General features: G+C 71.2%; 18 protein-coding genes. 9 read left to right on the top strand and 9 right to left on the bottom strand.

Annotated elements, in window-relative coordinates:
* Nucleotides 1-712, bottom strand: a 712-nt coding sequence (locus OEY_RS28405; protein ID WP_010594249.1) for a coproporphyrinogen-III oxidase family protein, incomplete at its 3' end; no start/stop codon positions are given.
* A gap of 448 nt (nucleotides 713-1,160) precedes the next feature.
* Here OEY_RS28405 and OEY_RS0112715 point away from each other — a divergent pair.
* The 6 genes from OEY_RS0112715 (at nucleotide 1,161) to OEY_RS0112690 (ending at nucleotide 7,594) form a co-directional block, all read left to right on the top strand.
* Nucleotides 1,161-2,888 carry a nitrite/sulfite reductase gene (locus tag OEY_RS0112715; protein WP_010594248.1) on the top strand — a complete coding sequence of 576 codons (1,728 nt, stop codon included), beginning with the start codon at nucleotides 1,161-1,163 and terminating at the stop codon, nucleotides 2,886-2,888.
* Nucleotides 2,885-3,622 carry a phosphoadenylyl-sulfate reductase gene (locus tag OEY_RS0112710; protein ID WP_010594247.1) on the top strand — a complete coding sequence of 246 codons (738 nt, stop codon included), beginning with the start codon at nucleotides 2,885-2,887 and terminating at the stop codon, nucleotides 3,620-3,622. Before OEY_RS0112715 ends, OEY_RS0112710 begins: the two co-directional genes overlap by 4 nt.
* Nucleotides 3,619-4,563 (top strand): sulfate adenylyltransferase subunit CysD, encoded by a 945-nt coding sequence (gene cysD, locus OEY_RS0112705; protein ID WP_010594246.1) that lies wholly within the window; start codon nucleotides 3,619-3,621, stop codon nucleotides 4,561-4,563. Before OEY_RS0112710 ends, cysD begins: the two co-directional genes overlap by 4 nt.
* A gap of 2 nt (nucleotides 4,564-4,565) precedes the next feature.
* The gene (locus tag OEY_RS0112700; RefSeq protein WP_010594245.1) at nucleotides 4,566-5,888 is read left to right on the top strand and encodes a sulfate adenylyltransferase subunit 1; all 1,323 of its coding nucleotides are present in this window, start codon (nucleotides 4,566-4,568) and stop codon (nucleotides 5,886-5,888) included.
* On the top strand, nucleotides 5,885-6,640 hold the full coding sequence (locus OEY_RS0112695; RefSeq protein ID WP_010594244.1) for a sirohydrochlorin chelatase: 756 nt from the start codon (nucleotides 5,885-5,887) through the stop codon (nucleotides 6,638-6,640). Before OEY_RS0112700 ends, OEY_RS0112695 begins: the two co-directional genes overlap by 4 nt.
* Nucleotides 6,641-6,712: 72 nt before the next feature.
* Nucleotides 6,713-7,594: a universal stress protein gene (locus tag OEY_RS0112690; protein WP_010594243.1), complete on the top strand. Its 882-nt coding sequence runs from the start codon at nucleotides 6,713-6,715 to the stop codon at nucleotides 7,592-7,594.
* 68 nt (nucleotides 7,595-7,662) lie between these two features.
* Here OEY_RS0112690 and OEY_RS0112685 read toward each other — a convergent pair whose 3' ends face one another.
* Nucleotides 7,663-8,679, bottom strand: a complete 1,017-nt coding sequence (locus tag OEY_RS0112685) for an extracellular solute-binding protein (protein ID WP_010594242.1) — start codon at nucleotides 8,677-8,679, stop codon at nucleotides 7,663-7,665.
* Nucleotides 8,680-8,777: 98 nt separating this feature from the next.
* Complete coding sequence (locus OEY_RS0112680) at nucleotides 8,778-8,984, bottom strand: hypothetical protein (RefSeq protein WP_010594241.1); 207 nt, start codon at nucleotides 8,982-8,984, stop codon at nucleotides 8,778-8,780.
* A gap of 64 nt (nucleotides 8,985-9,048) precedes the next feature.
* Here OEY_RS0112680 and OEY_RS0112675 point away from each other — a divergent pair, with 64 nt between their 5' ends.
* Nucleotides 9,049-11,007, top strand: a complete 1,959-nt coding sequence (locus tag OEY_RS0112675) for a glycoside hydrolase family 15 protein (RefSeq protein ID WP_010594240.1) — start codon at nucleotides 9,049-9,051, stop codon at nucleotides 11,005-11,007.
* Nucleotides 11,008-11,011: 4 nt separating this feature from the next.
* Here the strand turns inward: OEY_RS0112675 and OEY_RS0112670 are convergent, their stop codons facing one another.
* Both OEY_RS0112670 and lepA read right to left on the bottom strand, forming a co-directional pair.
* Nucleotides 11,012-11,944 carry an NAD(P)H-dependent flavin oxidoreductase gene (locus OEY_RS0112670; protein WP_010594239.1) on the bottom strand — a complete coding sequence of 311 codons (933 nt, stop codon included), beginning with the start codon at nucleotides 11,942-11,944 and terminating at the stop codon, nucleotides 11,012-11,014.
* A 6-nt stretch (nucleotides 11,945-11,950) separates the two neighbouring features.
* On the bottom strand, nucleotides 11,951-13,738 hold the full coding sequence (gene lepA, locus OEY_RS0112665) for a translation elongation factor 4 (RefSeq protein WP_230831611.1): 1,788 nt from the start codon (nucleotides 13,736-13,738) through the stop codon (nucleotides 11,951-11,953).
* Nucleotides 13,739-13,925: 187 nt separating this feature from the next.
* Here lepA and OEY_RS0112655 point away from each other — a divergent pair, with 187 nt between their 5' ends.
* Entirely contained in the window at nucleotides 13,926-14,495 is a 570-nt protein-coding gene (locus OEY_RS0112655) for a type II toxin-antitoxin system PemK/MazF family toxin (RefSeq protein WP_026137651.1), read from the top strand.
* A gap of 38 nt (nucleotides 14,496-14,533) precedes the next feature.
* Here the strand turns inward: OEY_RS0112655 and OEY_RS0112650 are convergent, their stop codons facing one another.
* Nucleotides 14,534-15,415: an aquaporin gene (locus OEY_RS0112650; protein WP_010594236.1), complete on the bottom strand. Its 882-nt coding sequence runs from the start codon at nucleotides 15,413-15,415 to the stop codon at nucleotides 14,534-14,536.
* 342 nt (nucleotides 15,416-15,757) lie between these two features.
* Between OEY_RS0112650 and rpsT the strand changes: the two genes are divergently transcribed.
* A complete protein-coding gene (gene rpsT / locus OEY_RS0112645) occupies nucleotides 15,758-16,018 on the top strand; it encodes a 30S ribosomal protein S20 (RefSeq protein ID WP_003937021.1) in 261 nt (86 codons plus the stop codon).
* A gap of 61 nt (nucleotides 16,019-16,079) precedes the next feature.
* Here the strand turns inward: rpsT and holA are convergent, their stop codons facing one another.
* From holA to OEY_RS0112630, 3 genes are read right to left on the bottom strand one after another with little or no spacing between them, the layout of a single operon-like run.
* Entirely contained in the window at nucleotides 16,080-17,048 is a 969-nt protein-coding gene (holA, locus tag OEY_RS0112640) for a DNA polymerase III subunit delta (protein ID WP_010594235.1), read from the bottom strand.
* The gene (locus OEY_RS0112635; RefSeq protein ID WP_010594234.1) at nucleotides 17,045-18,583 is read right to left on the bottom strand and encodes a ComEC/Rec2 family competence protein; all 1,539 of its coding nucleotides are present in this window, start codon (nucleotides 18,581-18,583) and stop codon (nucleotides 17,045-17,047) included. Before OEY_RS0112635 ends, holA begins: the two co-directional genes overlap by 4 nt.
* Entirely contained in the window at nucleotides 18,580-19,383 is an 804-nt protein-coding gene (locus tag OEY_RS0112630) for a ComEA family DNA-binding protein (RefSeq protein WP_010594233.1), read from the bottom strand. Before OEY_RS0112630 ends, OEY_RS0112635 begins: the two co-directional genes overlap by 4 nt.
* Nucleotides 19,384-19,552: the final 169 nt, after the last annotated feature.

The raw sequence follows: 19,552 nt of genomic DNA, 5'->3' as shown, positions 1-19,552 counted from the left end.
CGGCCCCCCCCCCCCGCCGCACCCGGCGGGCGAGCGCGGTGCCGTCCTCGACGATCAGTGCATACGCCGAGACATGATCGACCCCCGCCGCGAGCACGGCATCGAGGGACGCGTCGAGATCCTCGTCCCGCTCCCCCGGGGTCCCGTAGATCAGGTCGAGATTGACGTGGCCGAACCCGGCGGCGCGTGCCTCGCCCGCCGCCGCGACGGCCCGGCCCGGGGTGTGCGTGCGGTCGAGTACCGCCAGCACGTGCGGGGCAGCCGACTGCATGCCCAGCGACACGCGCGTGTATCCGGCCGCACGGATCCGGTCGAAGAAGTCCGGGGACGTCGACTCCGGGTTGGACTCCGTCGTCACCTCCGCGCCGGGGGCGAGGCCGAAACTCGATCGCACCGCGCCGAGCACCTGCCCCAGGCCGTCGGCACCGAGCAACGACGGGGTACCACCACCGACGAAGACGGTCTGCGCCGGCGGAGACCCGAGTAGCTGCGCCGCGGCATCGAGCTCTCGGCGCAGGCCCTCGAGCCACGACTGCGGGGACGCCGACGTGCCGAGCTCCCCGGCGGTGTAGGTGTTGAAGTCGCAGTAGCCGCAGCGCGTCGCGCAGAACGGGACGTGCACGTACACACCGAACGGGCGGGAACCGATCCCGGCCAGCGCCGAAGCCGGCAGCTCGAGTCCTGCACCGACTCCGACACCCGTTCCGCTCACTCCCCCAGTGTTCCAGAAGGCCAGTGTTCCGGAAGGCCAGTGTTCCGGAAGGCCAGTGTTCCGGAAGGCCTGTGTTCCGGAAGCCGCACGGGGCTGTCGCTCGAACACGACCCGGACACGCCACTCCGGGTCCGGCCCTGCCACCTCGGCATTTCCCCGATTTCCGGTGTAAATACCGCCACGTTTCGAGAACAGGGCCGTGACATGGCACAATGGTCCCCATGACCGGACCCGGAGTGCGACTCGTGGCGCGACGCCACGTCGACCTCAAGCGCGTCTGTGCATCGCGGTGTCTGTCCTGCACCGCCGGTTTCTGCGCCGACTGTCGATAGTCGGCCCACCCCCTCCGGCAGCCCCGATTCCTGCCGGATCGAGGCATGTCCGCGCCGGGCTCAGCCCGCCCTGCCGACCCCCGATCCGGTCCCCCGCGAATTCCAGGAGTACCCGTATGTCGTCGACCACCGACGTCTCCCCCGCCGGCGATACGACCGAAACCGCCGCGCCCCGCCCCCGGCCTGCTCGCCCCGCCAAACGGCGCGCGGAGGGCCAGTGGGCTCTCGGATACCGTGAGCCGCTCAACCCCAACGAGCAGGTCAAGAAGGACGACAACCCGCTCAACGTGCGCCGTCGCATCGAAGACATCTACGCGCACACCGGATTCGACGGCATCGACCGGACCGACCTGCGCAACCGGTTCCGCTGGTGGGGCCTGTACACGCAGCGCGAACAGGGCTACGACGGCACCTACACCGGCGACGAGAACATCGATCTGCTCGAGGCGAAGTACTTCATGATGCGGGTGCGCTGCGACGGCGGCGCCCTGAATCTCGCGCAGCTGCGCACCATCGCGGGGATCTCGACCGAGTTCGCGCGCAACACCGCCGACCTGTCGGACCGCGAGAACGTCCAGTACCACTGGATCGAAGTCGAGAACGTCCCGGAGATCTGGCGACGCCTCGAGTCCGTCGGCCTGAAGACGACCGAGGCGTGCGGCGACTGCCCGCGCGTGGTCCTCGGCTCCCCCCTCGCCGGCGAGTCCCTCGACGAGATCATCGACGGCACACCGGCGGTCGAGGAGATCGTCCGCCGCTACATCGGCGACCCGAAGTACTCGAACCTGCCGCGCAAGTTCAAGACCGCGATCTCCGGCCAGCAGGACGTGGTGCACGAGATCAACGACGTCGCGTTCGTCGGCGTGAACCACCCGGAGCACGGCCCCGGGTTCGACCTGTGGGTCGGCGGTGGCCTGTCGACGAATCCGATGCTGGCGCAACGGGTCGGCGCGTGGGTCCCGCTCGCCGAGGTACCCGACGTGTGGGAGGCCGTCGTGTCGGTCTTCCGCGACTACGGCTACCGCCGGCTGCGGTCGAAGGCTCGGCTGAAGTTCCTGGTCAAGGACTGGGGCGTGGAGAAGTTCCGCGAGGTTCTCGAAACGGAGTACCTGAAGCGGCCGATGCTGGACGGGCCCGCCCCGGAGCAGCCGACTCGACCGATCGACCACGTGGGCGTGCAGAAACTGCGCAACGGACTCAACGCGGTCGGCGTCGCCCCCATCGCGGGCCGGGTCTCCGGCACGATCCTCGCCGCCGTCGCCGACGCGGCCGAGAAGGCGGGATCCGATCGCATCCGCTTCACGCCCTACCAGAAGCTCATCGTGCTCGACGTGGCCGACGAGAAGGTCGATCAGCTGATCGCCGACCTCGACGAGCTGGGTCTGCCCGCGAACCCGACGCCGTGGCGCAAGAACCTGATGGCCTGCACGGGCATCGAGTTCTGCAAGTTGTCGTTCGTCGAGACCCGCAAGCGCTCGCAGGCGCTGGTGCCCGAACTCGAGCAGCGCCTCGCCGACGTCAACGCCCAGCTGGACGTTCCGGTGACGATCAACATCAACGGCTGCCCCAACTCGTGCGCACGGTCGCAGGTCGCCGACATCGGCTTCAAGGGCCAGCTCGTCGACGACGGGGACGGCAACCAGGTCGAGGGATTCCAGGTGCACCTCGGCGGGACGCTCGGCATGGACGCGGCATTCGGCCGCAAGCTGCGCCAGCACAAGGTGACCAGCGCCGAGACGGGCGACTACATCGAGCGGGTGGTGCGCAACTTCGTCAAGCACCGCAACGCGGGAGAACGCTTCTCGCAGTGGGTGTTGCGCGCGGACGAGGCCGATTTGCGATGACCGGGGAGCAGACGATCGAAGGACGGAACGTGACGACGACACGGACGACGGAGGAACTGCGGGAACTGGCCGCGCAGGGGGCGGCCGCTCTCGAGGGCGCCTCGGCGCAAGACCTGCTGCAGTGGACCGAGGAGAACTTCGGCGACTCGTACATCGTGGCGTCGAACATGCAGGACGGGGTGCTCGTGCACCTCGCGGCGCAGGTGCACCCCGGCGTGGACGTGCTCTTCCTCGACACCGGTTACCACTTCGCCGAGACCCTCGGCACCCGGGACGCCGTCGCGCAGGTGTACGGCGTGAACCTGGTCGAGGCCAAGGCGCAGCAGACGGTGGCCGAGCAGGACGCCCTGCTCGGTAAGGACCTGTTCGCGCGGGACCCCAACGAGTGCTGCCGCCTGCGGAAGGTGGTGCCGCTGAAGCAGACCCTGGCGGGCTACCAGGCGTGGGTCACCGGCATCCGCCGGGTGGAGGCCCCGACCCGGGCCAACGCCCCGCTGATCTCCTTCGACGACGCCTTCGGGCTGGTGAAGATCAACCCGATCGCCGCGTGGTCCGACGAGGACATGCAGAACTACATCGACGAACACGGGATCCTCGTCAATCCCCTGGTCGACGAGGGCTACCCCTCCATCGGGTGCGCCCCCTGCACCGCCAAACCACTACCCGGAGCCGATCCGCGCAGCGGACGGTGGGCCGGCCGAGCCAAGATCGAATGCGGGTTGCACGCCTCATGACACTCATCGACACGAAATTCACCGAATCCCGGAACACGTCGGACGGCACCAGGTTCGACACCCTCGACGCCCTCGAGTCGGAAGCGATCCACGTCTTCCGCGAGGTCGCCGGCGAGTTCGAGCGCCCGGTGATCCTGTTCTCGGGCGGCAAGGACTCGACGGTCCTGCTGCACCTGGCGCTCAAGGCCTTCTGGCCGGCGCCCCTGCCGTTCGCGCTGCTGCACGTCGACACCGGGCACAATCTTCCCGAGGTCCTCGAGTTCCGCGACCACGTCGTCGAGAAGTACGGGTTGCGGTTGCACGTGGCGAAGGTCGAGGACTACCTCGCCGACGGCCGCCTCACCGAGCGGCCCGACGGGATCCGCAACCCGCTGCAGACGGTGCCGCTGCTCGACGCCATCGCCGACAACCGTTTCGACGCGGTGTTCGGCGGCGGCCGCCGCGACGAGGAACGCTCCCGCGCCAAGGAACGGATCTTCTCCCTGCGCAATGCGTTCGGCCAGTGGGACCCCAAGCGGCAGCGGCCCGAGTTGTGGAACCTCTACAACGGCCGGCACGCCCCGGGCGAGCACGTGCGGGTCTTCCCGCTGAGCAACTTCACCGAGCTCGACATCTGGCGGTACATCGCCCGCGAGGACATCGAACTCGCGAGCATCTACTACGCCCACCAGCGCCCGGTGTACCGGCGGGACGGCATGTGGATGACACCCGGCGTGTGGGGCGGCCCGGCCGAGGGTGAGGAACTCGAGGTCCGGTCGGTGCGCTACCGCACGGTCGGTGACGGGTCCACGACCGGCGCGATCCTGTCCGAGGCGGCCGACAACGAGGCGATCCTCGACGAGGTCGCCGCGTCGCGGCTCACCGAGCGCGGCGCCACCCGCGGCGACGACCGCGTGTCCGAAGCGGCCATGGAGGACCGCAAGCGAGAGGGATATTTCTGATCATGAGCGACCTCCCCGTGCACAGCACGCAGCTGCTCCGGCTCGCCACCGCCGGCAGTGTCGACGACGGCAAGTCCACCCTGGTGGGCCGGCTCCTGTACGACACCAAGTCCGTGCTCGCCGACCAGATCGACGCGGTCACCCGCGCCTCGGTCGACAAGGGGCTCGACACCCCGGACCTGTCCCTGCTCGTCGACGGCCTGCGTGCCGAGCGCGAACAGGGCATCACCATCGACGTCGCGTACCGCTACTTCGCCACCCCCCGGCGCAGTTTCGTGCTGGCGGACACCCCGGGACACGTGCAGTACACCCGCAACACCGTCTCGGGGGCATCCACCGCCCAGCTCGTGGTGCTGCTCGTCGACGCACGCAAGGGTGTGGTCGCGCAGACCCGCAAGCACGCCGCCGTGCTCGCGTTGCTCGGCGTGCCCAAGCTCGTGCTGGCGGTCAACAAGATCGATCTGGTCGACGACCCGGCGGCCGTGTTCGCCGACATCTGCGGCCGGTTCAACGAGCTGACCCGGTCGCTCGGCTGGTCGCCGGAGGACGTGCAGGAGATCCCGGTCTCCGCACTGCACGGCGACAACGTCGCGGTCCGTTCGGAGAACACGCCGTACTACGACGGCCCGACGCTCATCGAGCACCTCGAGTCCGTCCCGGTCGACGCCGACGTCCACGGCCGCCACGAGATCGGGCTGCGGTTCCCGGTGCAGTACGTGATCCGGCCCCGCACCGCCGACTACCCGGACTACCGCGGCTACGCCGGACAGATCGCGGCAGGCACCGTCCGGCCCGGCGACGAGGTCGTGATCCTGCCCGCGGGCACCCGGACCACGATCGAGCGGATCGACACCGCCGACGGCGAGCTCGCGTTCGCCCATGCCGGCCGCAGCGTCACCCTCGTCCTCGCGGACGACGTCGACGTCTCGCGCGGGGACGTCATCGCCGCCCCGGCCGCCGCCCCGGAACCGATCGGCCAGTTCGAGGCGACGGTGTGCTGGCTGGCCGAGAAGCCGCTGCGGCCCGGCGCCCGGCTGCTGCTCAAGCACGGCACCCGCACGACCCAGGCGATCGTCGGGACGCTCGAGGAGCGCTTCGACGAACAGACCCTGACGTCGGTTCCCGCCCCCGAGTCGCTCGAACTCAACGAGATCGCCCGCATCACCGTCCGGGTCGCCGAACCCATCGCGGCCGACGACTACAAGGTCAACCGCCGCACGGGCAGCTTCCTGCTCATCGACCCCGCCGGTGGGAACACCCTCGCCGCGGGCCTGGTGGGCAACAGCCTCGCCGAGATCGAGCTCGGGGACCGCGTCCCCGCATGATCCCCCTCGTCGCCGTCGCGCACGGCAGCCGTGACCCGCGCTCGGCGCGCGCCATGGCTGCCGCGCTGGCGGCGCTGCGGGACCGCCACCCGGACCGGGAGGTGCGGCTTGCGTTCCTGGATCTGAACACCCCCTCGGTGGGGCAGGTCGTCGATGCCGTCGCCGCCGAGGGGCACCGCCGCGTCGTGGTGGTCCCGTTGCTGCTGGGCAGCGCCTTCCACGCCCGGGTCGATCTGCCCGCGCTCCTCGCCGAGGCCCGCGTCCGGCATCCGCGTCTCGACGTGGTCCAGGCGGACGTCCTCGGCGCGGACGACCGTCTCGTGTCCGCGGTCCGCGAGACGATCGGCGCGGCCGGTGTCTCCCGGACCGACCCGAGCGTGGGCGTCGCCCTGTGCGCGGTCGGATCCCGGCGCCGGGACGCCAATGCCGCCACCGCGGCGATCACCCCGCGCCTGCTGCGGGGCACGGCGTGGGCGTGGGGCCGCACGTGCTTCGCCACCGCCGCGGCGCCGACGGTCGTCGACGCCCTGGCGGACCTGCGTGCCGCCGGTGCCAGCACGCTCGTGCTCGCCCCCTGGATGCTCGCGCCCGGACTGCTGTGGGACCGCGCCGTCGCCGCCGCCCGGGCGGAGTTCCCGGAGGTCGTCTGTTCCGGCACTCTCGCGGACTCCCCCGCCGTCGGGTTCGTGGTCGACGAGCGCTACCGGCAGTCGCTCGTGCACGCCGGGGTCGCGTCGCGTCGCACCGCCTGACGCCCACCGATTGCCTCTGGCGCACTCCGGTCCTGTCGGCACAGACTGGACTCGAGGCAAGGAGGCATCGTCATGGCCACAGCACCGATTCGGCACGGGATCGTCGTCGGGGTCGACGGTTCGGACGGCTCGTTCTCCGCGGCGCACTGGGCCGCGTCCGCCGCCCGGATCTTCGGTGAGCCGTTGCACCTGGTCAACGTGCTCCCCGAGGCGCCGAGCGCCACCGGCAGATCCAGGGAGGAGTTCGCCAAGCTCTTGCAGGCCGACAGCGAACGGCTGCTCGAACGTGCCCGGCGCGCGGCGCTCGACGGTCGTACGGATGTCGAGGTCGACTGCAGCAGCCGGTCGGGCCCCCCGGCGAAGACCCTCGTCGAACTGTCGAATACGGCCCGTCTGCTGGTGGTCGGCCGAACCACGACCGGGGAACTGCGCTCGATGTTCGCCGGCTCCGACGTCGTCCGCGTCGCCAACCAGGCCCGCTGCCCGGTCGTGGCGTGGCGGGGCGAAGGCGACCACGAGGAGGTGGACACCCGGCCGGTCGTCGTCGGTGTCGACGGCAGCGCCTTGAGCACGGCCGCCATCGAGCACGCGTTCGAGTTCGCCTCGTTCCTCGGCGTCCCGTTGATCGCGGTGCACGCGTGGACCGAGCAGTCCACCCTGCGCGGCTACGACGAGTCCGCGCGCTTCGTCGACTGGTCGACGTACGCGCAGCAGAAGGCCGCCGACCTCGCGGAGAGCCTGGGCGGGTGGCGCGAGCGATATCCCGACGTCGAGGTGCGGCCCGAGCTCGAGCGCCGCGGCGCGATGGTGGCCCTCATCGAGCGCTCCGTCGACGCGCAACTCGTCGCGGTGGGCAGCCACGGTCGCAGCACGATCGCGTCGGCCCTCCTCGGCTCCACCGGTCAGGGCCTGCTCCACCATTCCCGCTGCCCGGTGCTCATCTGCCGGGAATGACCCTCGGTCCCAGAACTCCGCTTCGCGCAAGGAATTTCGAGCGCCTCGACCGTGGGGGCGGCATCCTCCTACTTCGTCGCCTCGGCGTAGATCACGGCGATGCTGCCGGTGCCGGGCCGGAACAGCTCGGCCTCGACCGCACTCCAGCCACCGAGATCGTCGACGGTCCACAGCGTTTCGGGGGCCGGGAAGTCTCCGGCGAACTCCCGCGCGACGCCCGGGTCGGCCGGCCGGAATCCGGCGGAAGCCCAAATCCTCTGCGCCTGCGCGGTGTAGAGGAAGTCGTTGAACTCCTGAGCGGCCACCACGTCGGGCGCGTTGTCGATCACCACCGCGGGACTGTCGATCCGGAGGGTGGTGGTCAAGGGCACGCGCCGGACCGCGGCGCCGTCGCGCTCGAGCCGGACCGCGTCGCGTTCCGACAGGAGCAGCACGTCGCCGGCACCCCGCACGAACATCTCCACGGCCTCTTCGGCGCTCGCGGGCCAGGACTCGATGTGGTCACCGACTAGCGCCGTGAGGTAGTCCCGGCCCGCCTGCGGGTCGGCACCGCCGTTGCTCGTCGCGGCGTAGGCGGCGAGCAGGTTGAGCTCGGCCGCGCCGGAAGCCGACGGGTCGGGCGTGATCACCTCGAGGCCCGGAGCGAGCAGGTCGTCCCAGTCCGTCACGCCCCACGGGTTGTCCTCCCGCACGAGCATCGCCACGACGGATCCGTACGGAATCCCCCGGTACGCCCCCGCGTTCCAGTCCGCGTCGACCAACCCGGCATCGACGAGCCCGGACAGGTCCGGCACCGTGGCGAAGGTCACGAAATCCGCCGAGGCGCCGTCGACGACGGCGGCAGCCTGCTGCGCGGACGGACCGGACGTGACGTCGAAGCGGACGTCCTCGCCGGCGTCGGTGCTGCCGAACGCGGCGATCACCGCGTCCAGCGCTGCCCGGGCCCCCTCGGCGGCGTACAGGTCGACGGTGGGGCCGGCGCCGGCCCCACCGTCGTCGCTCCCCCGCCCGTCACCGGCCGAGCACGCCGTGAGCGCGGCGGCGGCTGCGAGCGCGACGACGTGCCGGCTCGGACGGAATCTCACGACACACCTCCGGCGCGGATCAACGGGTCAGCAGCCAGGCCACGACGACGAGAACGAGCAGGGCGGCCAGGGTGAGGGTCACGCGTGAGCGCGGCATGTCAGCGATCCTCCGTCTTCGGTTCGGACGCGGCCGGCTCCCTGCGCCCGACGGCCGCGAGGACGCCCGCGAGGGCACGGTCGAGCAACCAGGCCACGCCGGCGCACACCGGCACCACGACACCCAGCACGAGCGCGACCTGCGGGACGAACGGGAGGCCGGCCAGCCACAACTCGAAGCCGTCCCACCACGATGCCGCCCGATCCACGCCCCCACCCTAGTCGGCACCCGTTCGGTGGACGCCGGGGGCCGGGTGCCGGGATCATGTGGTGATGGCACACACGTTTGAAGGATCGGGGCTCTCGTCCGCGCATTCGCACCCGCCGCACCGGAGCCCCTACCCGCCGATCGACGACTACGCGTTCCTGTCGGACTGCGAAACGACCTGCCTCATCGCCCGCAACGGGGCGGTCGAATGGATGTGCCTGCCCCGGCCGGACTCGCCCAGCGTGTTCGGCGCGATCCTCGACCGCAGTGCCGGCTACTTCCGCATCGGCCCGCACGACCGCACCGTCCCGGCGGCACGCCGGTACCTGCCCGGTGGACTGATCCTCGAGACGACGTGGCAGACCGAGACGGGATGGATAGTGGTGCGCGACGCCCTGGTGATGGCGCCGTGGCATGCCGTCCAGGAGCGGTCGCGGACCCACACGCGGACACCGACGGACTGGGACGCCGAGCACATGCTGCTGCGCACCGTCCGCTGCGTGAGCGGGACCGTGGAACTCGAGGTCAGTTGCGCCCCCGCGTTCGACTACCATCGCGCCCCGGCGCGCTGGGAGTACACGGGCAAGGTGTACGAGGAGGCCACGGCGTACTGCACCGCCGGTGAACCCGGGGAGCACCCCGAACTGCGGCTCACCACCGATCTCCGGCTCGGCCTCGAGGACGGGGAGGCACGGGCACGAACCCGGATGCGCAAGGGCGACAAGGCGTTCGTCGCCCTGTCGTGGTCGGACGTGCCGTGCCCGGGGACGTACGAGGAGGCCGCCGCGAAGATGGCCGAGACCGCGGACTTCTGGCGGGAGTGGATCACCACCGGTCGTTTCCCCGATCACCCCTGGCGCAGCTACCTGCAGCGCAGCGCACTGACCCTCAAGGGACTGACCTACGCGCCCACCGGGGCACTGCTCGCCGCAGCCACCACATCCCTTCCGGAAACACCTGGCGGAGAAAGGAACTGGGATTACCGCTACGCGTGGGTACGCGATTCGACGTTCGCGCTGTGGGGTCTGTACACGCTCGGGCTCGACCGGGAGGCCGACGCGTTCTTCGCCTTCATCTCCGACGCGTCCCGCAGCGAGGACGGCACATTGCAGCCGTTGCAGGTCATGTACGGCGTGGGCGGCGAGCGGGTGCTCACCGAATCGCAGCTCGAGCACCTGTGCGGCTACGACGGAGCGCGTCCGGTACGGATCGGAAACGATGCGTATCATCAAGTGCAGCACGACATCTGGGGCGCGATGCTGGACTCGGTGTACCTGCACGCGAGGACCCGCCGGCACATGCCCCAGTCCTTCTGGCCGGCCGTGAAACGCCTCGTCGGGCAGGCCGAGCAGCACTGGCGCCTGCCCGATCGCGGCATCTGGGAGGTGCGGGGTGAGCCCCAGCACTTCACCTCGTCCAAGGTGATGTGCTGGGTCGCGCTCGACCGGGGCGCACGGCTGGCGCGCACACACGGCCGCCCCGACTACGCGGTGCGGTGGGAGGCCGTGGCGGACGAGATCAAGGCGGACATCCTCGCGCACGGCGTCGACGAGCGCGGGGTGTTCACCCAGCGCTACGGGCACCCCTCCCTCGACGCCTCGGCGCTGCTGGTGGTGCTGCTGCGGTTCCTGCCGGCCGACGATCCGCGGGTGCGGGCGACGGTCCTGGCGATCGAGGACGAACTCACCGAGGACGGACTGGTCCTGCGGTACCGGGTGGACTCGACCGACGACGGGCTGACCGGCGAGGAGGGCACCTTCACGATCTGCTCGTTCTGGCTGGTCTCCGCCCTCGTGGAGATCGGGGAGGTGGAAAGGGCCCGCATCCTGTGCGAACGGCTCCTCGGCTACGCCAGCCCGCTCAAGCTCTACGCCGAGGAGATCGACCCGCGCTCGGGCCGGCACCTGGGCAACTTCCCCCAGGCCTTCACCCACCTGGCCCAGATCAATGCGGTCGTGCACGTGATCCGCGCGGAGGAGCAGATCGCGGCCGGCGAGTTCCAGCCCGCGCGCCGTGCGCCGTGACCCGCTACCAGGATCGGCGCAACAGTTCCTCCGCACGGTCCGCGATGTCCCGGACGATCTCGCCGGCGGGCCGTTGTTCCCGCACGAGCCCGGCGGCCTCCCCGGCGTAGACCACGCCCCGCCGGGGGTCGGCCGCGTCGTACGCGGCGGCGAGCGTCTCCTCGTCGGCGCCGCGCGCGTGCCATTCGGCGGTGTAGTCGTTCGCCAGGGCCCGGCCACCCCACCGCGCCGGCCAGGGCTGGTGCCGGGCCCGGTCGAAGACGTCGGTGTAGACGGTGTCGCTGCTGCGCGCCGCGACGAGCAGGTCCCGGGCGTACTCCGGTCCCACCGTCTCGGGACTCGCCAGCAACGCCGTGCCGACGAGCGCGCCCTCCGCACCGGCCGCGAGCACCGCAGCCAGTCCCCGCCCGGACGCGATGCCACCCGCGGCGAGCACCGGAAGCGACGTCGACTCGAGCACCTCCTGCAGCAGCGGCAACGTCCCGATGTGTCCGGTGTGACCGCCGGCCTCGTGCCCCTGGGCGACGACGGCGTCGACCCCGGCGGCCTCGACGACCCGCAGGTCGTCGATCGTGTTGATCTGCGAGATCACGACGGCACCGGCCGCCCGCACGCGCGGCACGTAGGGGGCCGGGTCGCCGAACGACAGCGACACCACGCGGGGCCGTTCGGCCAGCACCGCGTCGAGCAGACTGTCGTCGTCGGCGAGCGACCAGGTCATCAGCCCGAAACCGAGCGGTCCACCCCCGAGTTCACGAGCCACCGCCGACTCGGCGGCCAGCCACTCCGAGGTGTTGTAGCGCGCGGCCCCGATCAGGCCGAGCCCGCCGGCCCGGGTCACCTCCCCGGCCAGGCGGCCGCCGGCACGGCCGCCCATGGGGGCGCCGAGCAGCGGGACGGTGATGCCCAGGGTGCGGGTGAGCCAGGTCTCGAGCACGGTGGACTACTTCCCCTTCGGCTTGTCCGAGGACGCCTCGGACGAGAGCGCGGCCACGAACGCTTCCTGCGGGACGTCCACCCGGCCGATCGTCTTCATCCGCTTCTTGCCTTCCTTCTGCTTCTCGAGCAGCTTGCGCTTGCGGCTGATGTCGCCGCCGTAGCACTTGGCGAGCACGTCCTTGCGGATCGCACGGATGTTCTCCCGGGCGATGATCTTCGACCCGATCGCCGCCTGCACCGGCACCTCGAACTGCTGCCGCGGGATCAGCTCCTTGAGCTTGGTGGTCATCTTGTTGCCGTACGCGGCGGCCGCGTCCTTGTGCACGATCGCGCTGAACGCGTCGACGGCCTCACCCTGCAGCAGGATGTCGACCTTCACCAGTGCGGCCTCCTGCTCCCCGGCCTCCTCGTAGTCGAGGCTGGCGTAGCCGCGGGTGCGGGACTTCAGCGAGTCGAAGAAGTCGAAGATGATCTCGGCCATCGGCAGGGTGTAGCGCAGCTCGACCCGGGTCTCGGACAAGTAGTCCATGCCGCCGAGTTCGCCACGCCGCGACTGGCACAGCTCCATGATCGAACCGATGAACTCGCTCGGGGAGATGATCGTGCACTTGACGATCGGCTCGTAGATCGCGCGGGCCTTGCCTTCGGGCCAGTCCGACGGGTTGGTGACGATGTGCTCCTGCCCACCTTCGAGGACCACGCGGTAGACCACGTTGGGAGCGGTGGAGATCAGGTCCAGGCCGAACTCGCGCTCGAGTCGTTCCCGGGTGATCTCCATGTGCAGCAAGCCGAGGAAGCCGCACCGGAAACCGAAGCCGAGTGCCACCGACGTCTCGGGTTCGTAGGTGAGCGCGGCGTCGTTGAGCTGCAGCTTGTCGAGGGCATCGCGCAGGACGGGATAGTCCGACCCGTCGACCGGATACAGGCCGGAGTAGACCATCGGGCGGGGTTCCCGGTAACCGGTGAGGGGTTCGGCGGCGCCGCCCCGCGCCGAGGTGACCGTATCGCCGACCTTCGACTGACGCACGTCCTTCACGCCGGTGATGAGATAGCCGACCTCGCCGACTCCGAGCCCGGTGGTGACCTTCGGCTCGGGCGAGACGATGCCCACCTCGAGCAGCTCGTGGGTGGCGCCGGTGGACATCATCTTGATCTTCTCGCGCGGCACGATCCTGCCGTCGACCACACGCACGTACGTGACGACGCCACGGTAGGTGTCGTACACCGAGTCGAAGATCATCGCGCGGGCGGGCGCGTCGCGGTCGCCGACCGGCGGCGGTACCTGCCGGATCACCTCGTCGAGCAGTTCCCGCACGCCCACCCCGGTCTTGCCCGACACCCGCAGCACCTCCTCGGGCTCGCAGCCGACGATGTGTGCGATCTCGGCGGCGTAGCGGTCCGGGTCGGCCGCGGGCAGATCGATCTTGTTCAGGACCGGGATGATCGTCAGGTCCTTGTCGAGAGCGAGATAGAGGTTGGCGAGGGTCTGCGCCTCGATGCCCTGGGCGGCATCGACGAGGAGCACCGCACCCTCACACGCCTCGAGCGCACGGGAGACCTCGTACGTGAAGTCGACGTGCCCGGGCGTGTCGATGAGGTGCATGACGTAGTCCTCGCCGTCGACCTGCCACGGCAGCCGCACGTTCTGGGCCTTGATGGTGATCCCGCGCTCGCGCTCGATGTCCATCCGGTCGAGGTACTGAGCACGCATCTGGCGCTCCTCGACCACACCGGTGAGCTGCAGCATGCGGTCCGCGAGCGTCGACTTGCCGTGGTCGATGTGCGCGATGATGCAGAAGTTCCGGATCTTCGCGGGGTCCGTGAACGTGGTGTCGGCGAAGGTGCTGATGTCGGGCTCCTGACTCGGACGGGCAGCAGCCCTGGCGGGCCGCGGTCACCCCTGCAGAATATCCAAGTCGCGGCGGGTCCGGTCCCGCGGCCGCACCTGTGCGGCGGCGGGCGCCGCTAAGCTCGCCGACGTGGCTGGCACATGGAAGAAACTCGGCAGGCAACTGGGACGGCTCGCGGTCGAGCAGGGGCCGCGGTTGCTCGAGCAGATGCAGCGCTCCGGCGCTCTCGACCGGGCCCGGACCGCCCTCGGCTCCGGGACAGCCGACACCACCCGACCGGTCCCGAAGCCGGGCCGTCCGGTGACCTCCCGTACTTCCCCCACCGCGCAGCGCGCCCGGCAGATCGCGTACGCCCCCGATCTCGACGGCCGCGCCGACCCGGGCGAGATCGTGTGGACGTGGGTGGCCTACGAGGAGGACGCGACCAAGGGCAAGGACCGGCCCGTGCTCGTCGTCGGACGCAACGGCGGCACCCTGCTCGGCCTCATGCTGTCGTCGAACGACGACCGGGACGGTCACCGGGACTGGCTGGCGCTCGGTAACGGCAGCTGGGACGCCGGCAACCGGCCCAGCTGGGTCCGGCTGGACCGCGTGCTCGACGTGCCCGAGGACGGCATCCGGCGCGAAGGCGCGGTGCTCGGCCGGTCCCGGTTCGAGCAGGTCGCGGCGCGCCTGCGCGCCGACTACGGCTGGCGGTAGCCGGCCGTCCTGTCACCGTCGGCGGTAGCCGCGTCCCGTCACCGTCGGCGGACGCCGGCCGGCGGCGCCACGGACGGCCGCAGCCCGGCGAACCGGCCGAACAGCGACCGGTAGACGAGCGCCCCGAGGGCGCCGCCGATCAGCGGGAACAGGATGAACAGCCAGAGCTGCGCGAGCGCACCGTCCTGGTACGGAGCGACCGCGATGCTCCGGGCCGGATTGACGGAGGTGTTGTCGATCGGGATCGAGATCAGGTGGATCACTGTCAGGGTGAAGCCGATCGACACGCCGGCCAGCAGCACGTCCGAGGCCTGGTCCGTCGCGGCGAGAACCACGAACACCAGGAGTGCGGTCAGCAGCACCTCCACGATCATGGTCGCGCCGATTCCGTAACCGTCGATGAGCACCCCGCCCAGCGGTCCTTCCACTGCCGACGGGCTGTGCGGTCCCCAACCGTTGGCACCGAGTCCCTGCGCGGCCCGGTCGTAGGTCGGGAGCGACTGCGCCACCGAGTAGATCGTCACGCCCGCGACGAGCCCGCCGAGGATCTGGGCCACGATGTAGAACACCGCCCGCTTGGCGGTGACCCGCCCGATCGCGAGCTGACCGACCGTCACCGCCGGGTTCACGTGACACCCGGAGATCGGCCCGATGGCGTAGACGAGGAAGAGCAGCGTCAGCCCGAACGCCAGCGCGACGCCCAGATTGCCGACCTTGTCTCCGGCGAAGACCGCCGTGCCGACCGCGGAGAACACGAGCACGAACGTGCCGATCGCCTCCGCTGCGTACTTCTTCGCGTCCGAGAATTCTTCCTTCTCGACGGCTTCGAGCGCCGTCTCGGGCTCGGCACCGCCGCGTACCCGGTCCGCCTTCCGGTTCGCCGCCCGGTCCTCGGGACCAGTCTCGTGTTCGTTCGTCATGCGCCCACCTCGCGTCGTGCGGCCCCGAAGGACCGGATCCGATGTGTCGAACATCCGCACTGGCGAACACCGCGGGTCGAAGACGGGCCCACCGGCCGCACAGCACTACCGCAACAGAACACAGCGGACACTACGCAAGCCGGATGACCGCCACAACAACTTCCGGTGACGTCGAGGACAGTTCCCGGCAGGCCGGCCGGACGCGACCGTATCGGCACCCGGTGTGCGGTCCCGGGTACCAGTTTTGGGGTTCCGCCGGGCCGCTGGTATCGTGGTCCGTCGGTGCCGTAGTGCGCCCAGAGCTTTCCGACCAACTACCAGCAAGACGACAGGATTTTACGCGTGGCCAACATCAAGTCCCAGGTGAAGCGGATCCGCACCAACGAGCGCAACCGACTCCGCAACCAGTCGGTCAAGTCCTCGCTGCGCACGGCGATCCGTTCCTTCCGCGAGGCCGCGGCCGCCGGTGACAAGGACAAGGCCACCGAGCTCCTCGTCTCCACCAGCCGCAAGCTCGACAAGGCAGCCAGCAAGGGCGTCATCCACGCCAACCAGGCCGCCAACAAGAAGTCCGCTCTGGCCAAGGTCGCCAACGGACTCTGAGGTAGAACGCAAGCTCTGCTCCGGAAGCTGCCCGGTCCTCGGACCGGGCGGCTTCCGTCGTCTAACGGGTCCGGCCGGCCAGCTCCGCGACGCGGCGCACGGCGCGCTCGACCGCGTAGTCGGCGTCCGCGGCCGCGCCCTTGACGTCGGCATTGAGATCGGCCACCACTCGCAGCGCCGCCCCGATCGATCGGGGATCCCACGTGCGTGCCTGCCCCTGGGCCTTCTTCACCTTCCAGGGCGGCATCCCGAGTTCCGAGGCCATCTTGAACGGGTCGCCGCGCCCGGCCGAACCGACTCGTGCGATCGTGTGGACGGCATCGGCGAGGGCGTCGGCGAGCAGGACGTGCGCGACACCACGATGCGTCGCCCACCGCAGCGATTCCAGCGCCCCGGCCTCGTCACCCGCGACGGCCTTCTCGGCCACCTCGAACCCCGTGACCTCGGCCTTGCCGGAGTAGTAACGCTGCACGGCGGCAGCATCGATCTTGCCGCCCGTGTCGGCGACGAGCTGACTGCACGCCGCCGCCAGCTCCCGCAGGTCGGAGCCCACGGCGTCGATCACGGCCTGCACGACCTCCGGTGCTACTCGAACACCGGCGGTGCGGAACTCGGCCCGCACGAAGTCCACGCGCTCGGCCGGCTTGGTGATCCGGGCGCACTCGTGGGTCTCGGCGCCGCACTTCTGCAGTTCGCCCACCATGGCTTTCGCGCGGCCACCGCCGCTGTGCAGGACGACGAGGGTCACCCCCTCGGGTGGGTCGGTCGCCGCGTCGACGATCAGTGCGACGGCGTCCTTGCCGGCCTCCGCGGCGGATTCGAGGACGACCACCCGGTCCTCGGCGAACAGCGACGGGCTCAGCAGCTCGGCGAGTTCGGCGGCGCCGGCGTCGCCGGCGCGCAGCCGCGAGACGGTGAGCTCGGGACCAGACCCCGTCCGGGCCCGGACGGCACCGACGATCCGCGCGACGGCCCGTTCGACGAGGAGGTCTTCGTCACCGAGCACGAGATGCAACTGCGGGTTGGTCACCGATCGATCGTGCCACGTCCCCCGGACATCACCGTCGGTGCCCCGGCCGGGCGTCCGCGCCGTAGCCGCAGCAGGTACCGGGCAGCGACGAGCCCGCCGACGACGGCGACCGCTCCGCTCACGCCCGCCGGGACGGGCACCTCCGCCAGGGGCAGGGCCGTGGCACGCGCTGCCACCTCGAGGATCCACCACAGCATGGGCGCGGTCCCGCGAGCGAGCAGCTCCGCCACGGCCGGCGACACCGCGGAGACCGCCGCGACGGTGGTACCGAGCACGGTCAACGGCGGAAGCACCGGTGCGACCAGGACGTTGGCCGCGATCGCCACGACGCTGACGGTGCCGGACAGCGCGGCGACGATCGGTGCGGTCACGACGAATGCGGCCGCCGAGACGGCGAACACCTCGGCCGCCGCGCGGGGCCACCCGCGGGCCCGCAGCCGGGTCACCCAGAGCGGTGCCACCAGCACCAGGCCGGCGGTGGCCGCGACCGACAGGGCGAACCCGGCGTCCGTCGCGAGTTCGGGTGCGGCGACGAGGAGCACCCCGACCGTGGCCGCCAGGGCGGGCAGCCCGTTCCGTCGTCGGCTCGTCACGAGCGCGAGCAATCCGATCGCGCCCATCGCGGCGGCACGCAGCACGCTCGGCGACGGGCGCACGACGACGACGAACGCCACCAGCGCGACGGCCGCGAGAGCGGCGCCCGTGCGGGGGCCGAGGCCGAGTCCCCGCACGGCGAGCAGCACCGCGCCGAGAACGATGCTGACGTTGGCACCGGACACCGCCGTCAGGTGGGTCAGGCCCGCTACCCGGAAGCTCTCCCGCACGTCGTCGGGCAGGCGTGAGGTGTCGCCGACCACGAGGCCCGGCAGGAGGCCGGCCGCAGCGGGCGGGAGCACCGCTCCGGACGCCGAGGCGAGTCGCTCGCGGATCCGCCCCGCCCACTGCTGCACCCGCGAGGGAGCCTGCACCGACCGGGGTGGGCCGTCGGCCCGGACCACGGCCACCGTCAGGTTCGCGCCGCCGGATTCGGCGAGCCGGCCGCGCAGGGTGACCCGTTGCCCCGGCAGCAGCTCCGCCCACTCCTCGGCGGGGGCGAACACCACGACGGCCCCGCCGCCGGTGTACCGACCGGCCCCCAGGTCGGCGCGGTGCACTCTCGCCGGGACCAGGACCTGATCTCCCCCGAATCCGCTGTCCCCCAGTCTTTTCGGATCCTCGGTCGGTTCGACCGCCAGGGTGGCCCAGCCGTCACGCGCGGCCGCGCCGGCAAGCGGATGCGTCTCGACCGCCCATACCCGTAGTGCGACTGCCGCAGAGGACCCGGCGGCGACGACGAGAGCCGCGAGCAGCGGGGCGGCCCCGGCACGGAACCGCCCCCGGCGGGTCGGCACGAGCGTGGCCGCCGCGCACAGCGCGGCAATCGCCGCGAGCCCCAGCGCAACCTGCCAGCCGGCGTGCAACCCGAGCGCGGTTGCGGCCCACGCCGCGGCCGCGCTCGGTACCAGGCGCGCGTCGTCACGGCCGGATTCGGTCACACCACCACCAGCGTCCGCAGGCGCGCCAGCCGCGCGGGACCGATCCCGTCGACCTCGGCGAGTTGTTCGACGTCGTTGAACGGACCGTTGTCCCGGCGCCACGCGACTATCGCGGCGGCGGTGACAGGACCGACGCCGGGCAGCGCATCGAGGGCCGCCTCGTCGGCGGTGTTGAGATTCACCGGCCCCCCGGCCTCGGGCGCGCCGGACGTTCCGGCGTCCCCTGCCCCTGCGGCGCCGGAGATTCCGCTCGCCGGCGGAACCGGTGGCAGGGTGCCGACCACGATCTGGTCGCCGTCCGCGAGGCGTTGCGCCAGGTTCAATCCGGTCAGGTCCGCCCCCTCGAGGGCGCCGCCCGCGGCCGTGAGCGCATCGGCCACCCTCGAGCCGGGCGCGATTCGTACGAGGCCGGGCTTGCCCACCAGGCCCACCACACTGACCACCACCTCCTCCGGCGCCGAGTCCTGCCGGGGCGCAACGGGATCCGCCGGCGGTGCTGCGACCTCCACCGCCGGCAGCGGCGGAACCGGTTCCGCGACGGGACGATCGCGCCAGGTCACGACGAGCGTGACGAGCACGACCACGACACCGACCACCGCCAGGGCCCCGGTCCCGCCGCGACCGGTCTGCCAGCGGGCCGCACGCAACCGCTCGAACGGACCCGGCGGATCGGCGGTGCCGGCCGCGTCGTACCACGGGTACGGATCGTCGTCCGGCGCCGCCGGAGGACGGTCGCCGGCGGACCGGGCGATCCCGTCGAGCCGTCTGCGCACGAGGTCGTGCTCGTCGCTGCTGCCCATGGCGCGACGCTAACCGGACACGACCGCCGCCACCGCGAAGGCTGGGACGAGTCGTCGAATCTGTGGATGAACCGTCCGCCTGTGGACAACTCCTACGCTCGGGAGACGACCACCCCGACGGCGCCGGGACCGACGTGGGCGCCGAGGACCGCGTCGAGTTCCGACACCG

It is taken from the genome of Rhodococcus sp. P14, from assembly GCF_000256505.1.
GTDB classification, from domain to species: domain Bacteria; phylum Actinomycetota; class Actinomycetes; order Mycobacteriales; family Mycobacteriaceae; genus Rhodococcus; species Rhodococcus ruber.
The sequence above is the reverse complement of the archived record's forward strand: the minus strand, read 5'-3'. Positions and strand labels throughout refer to the sequence as shown.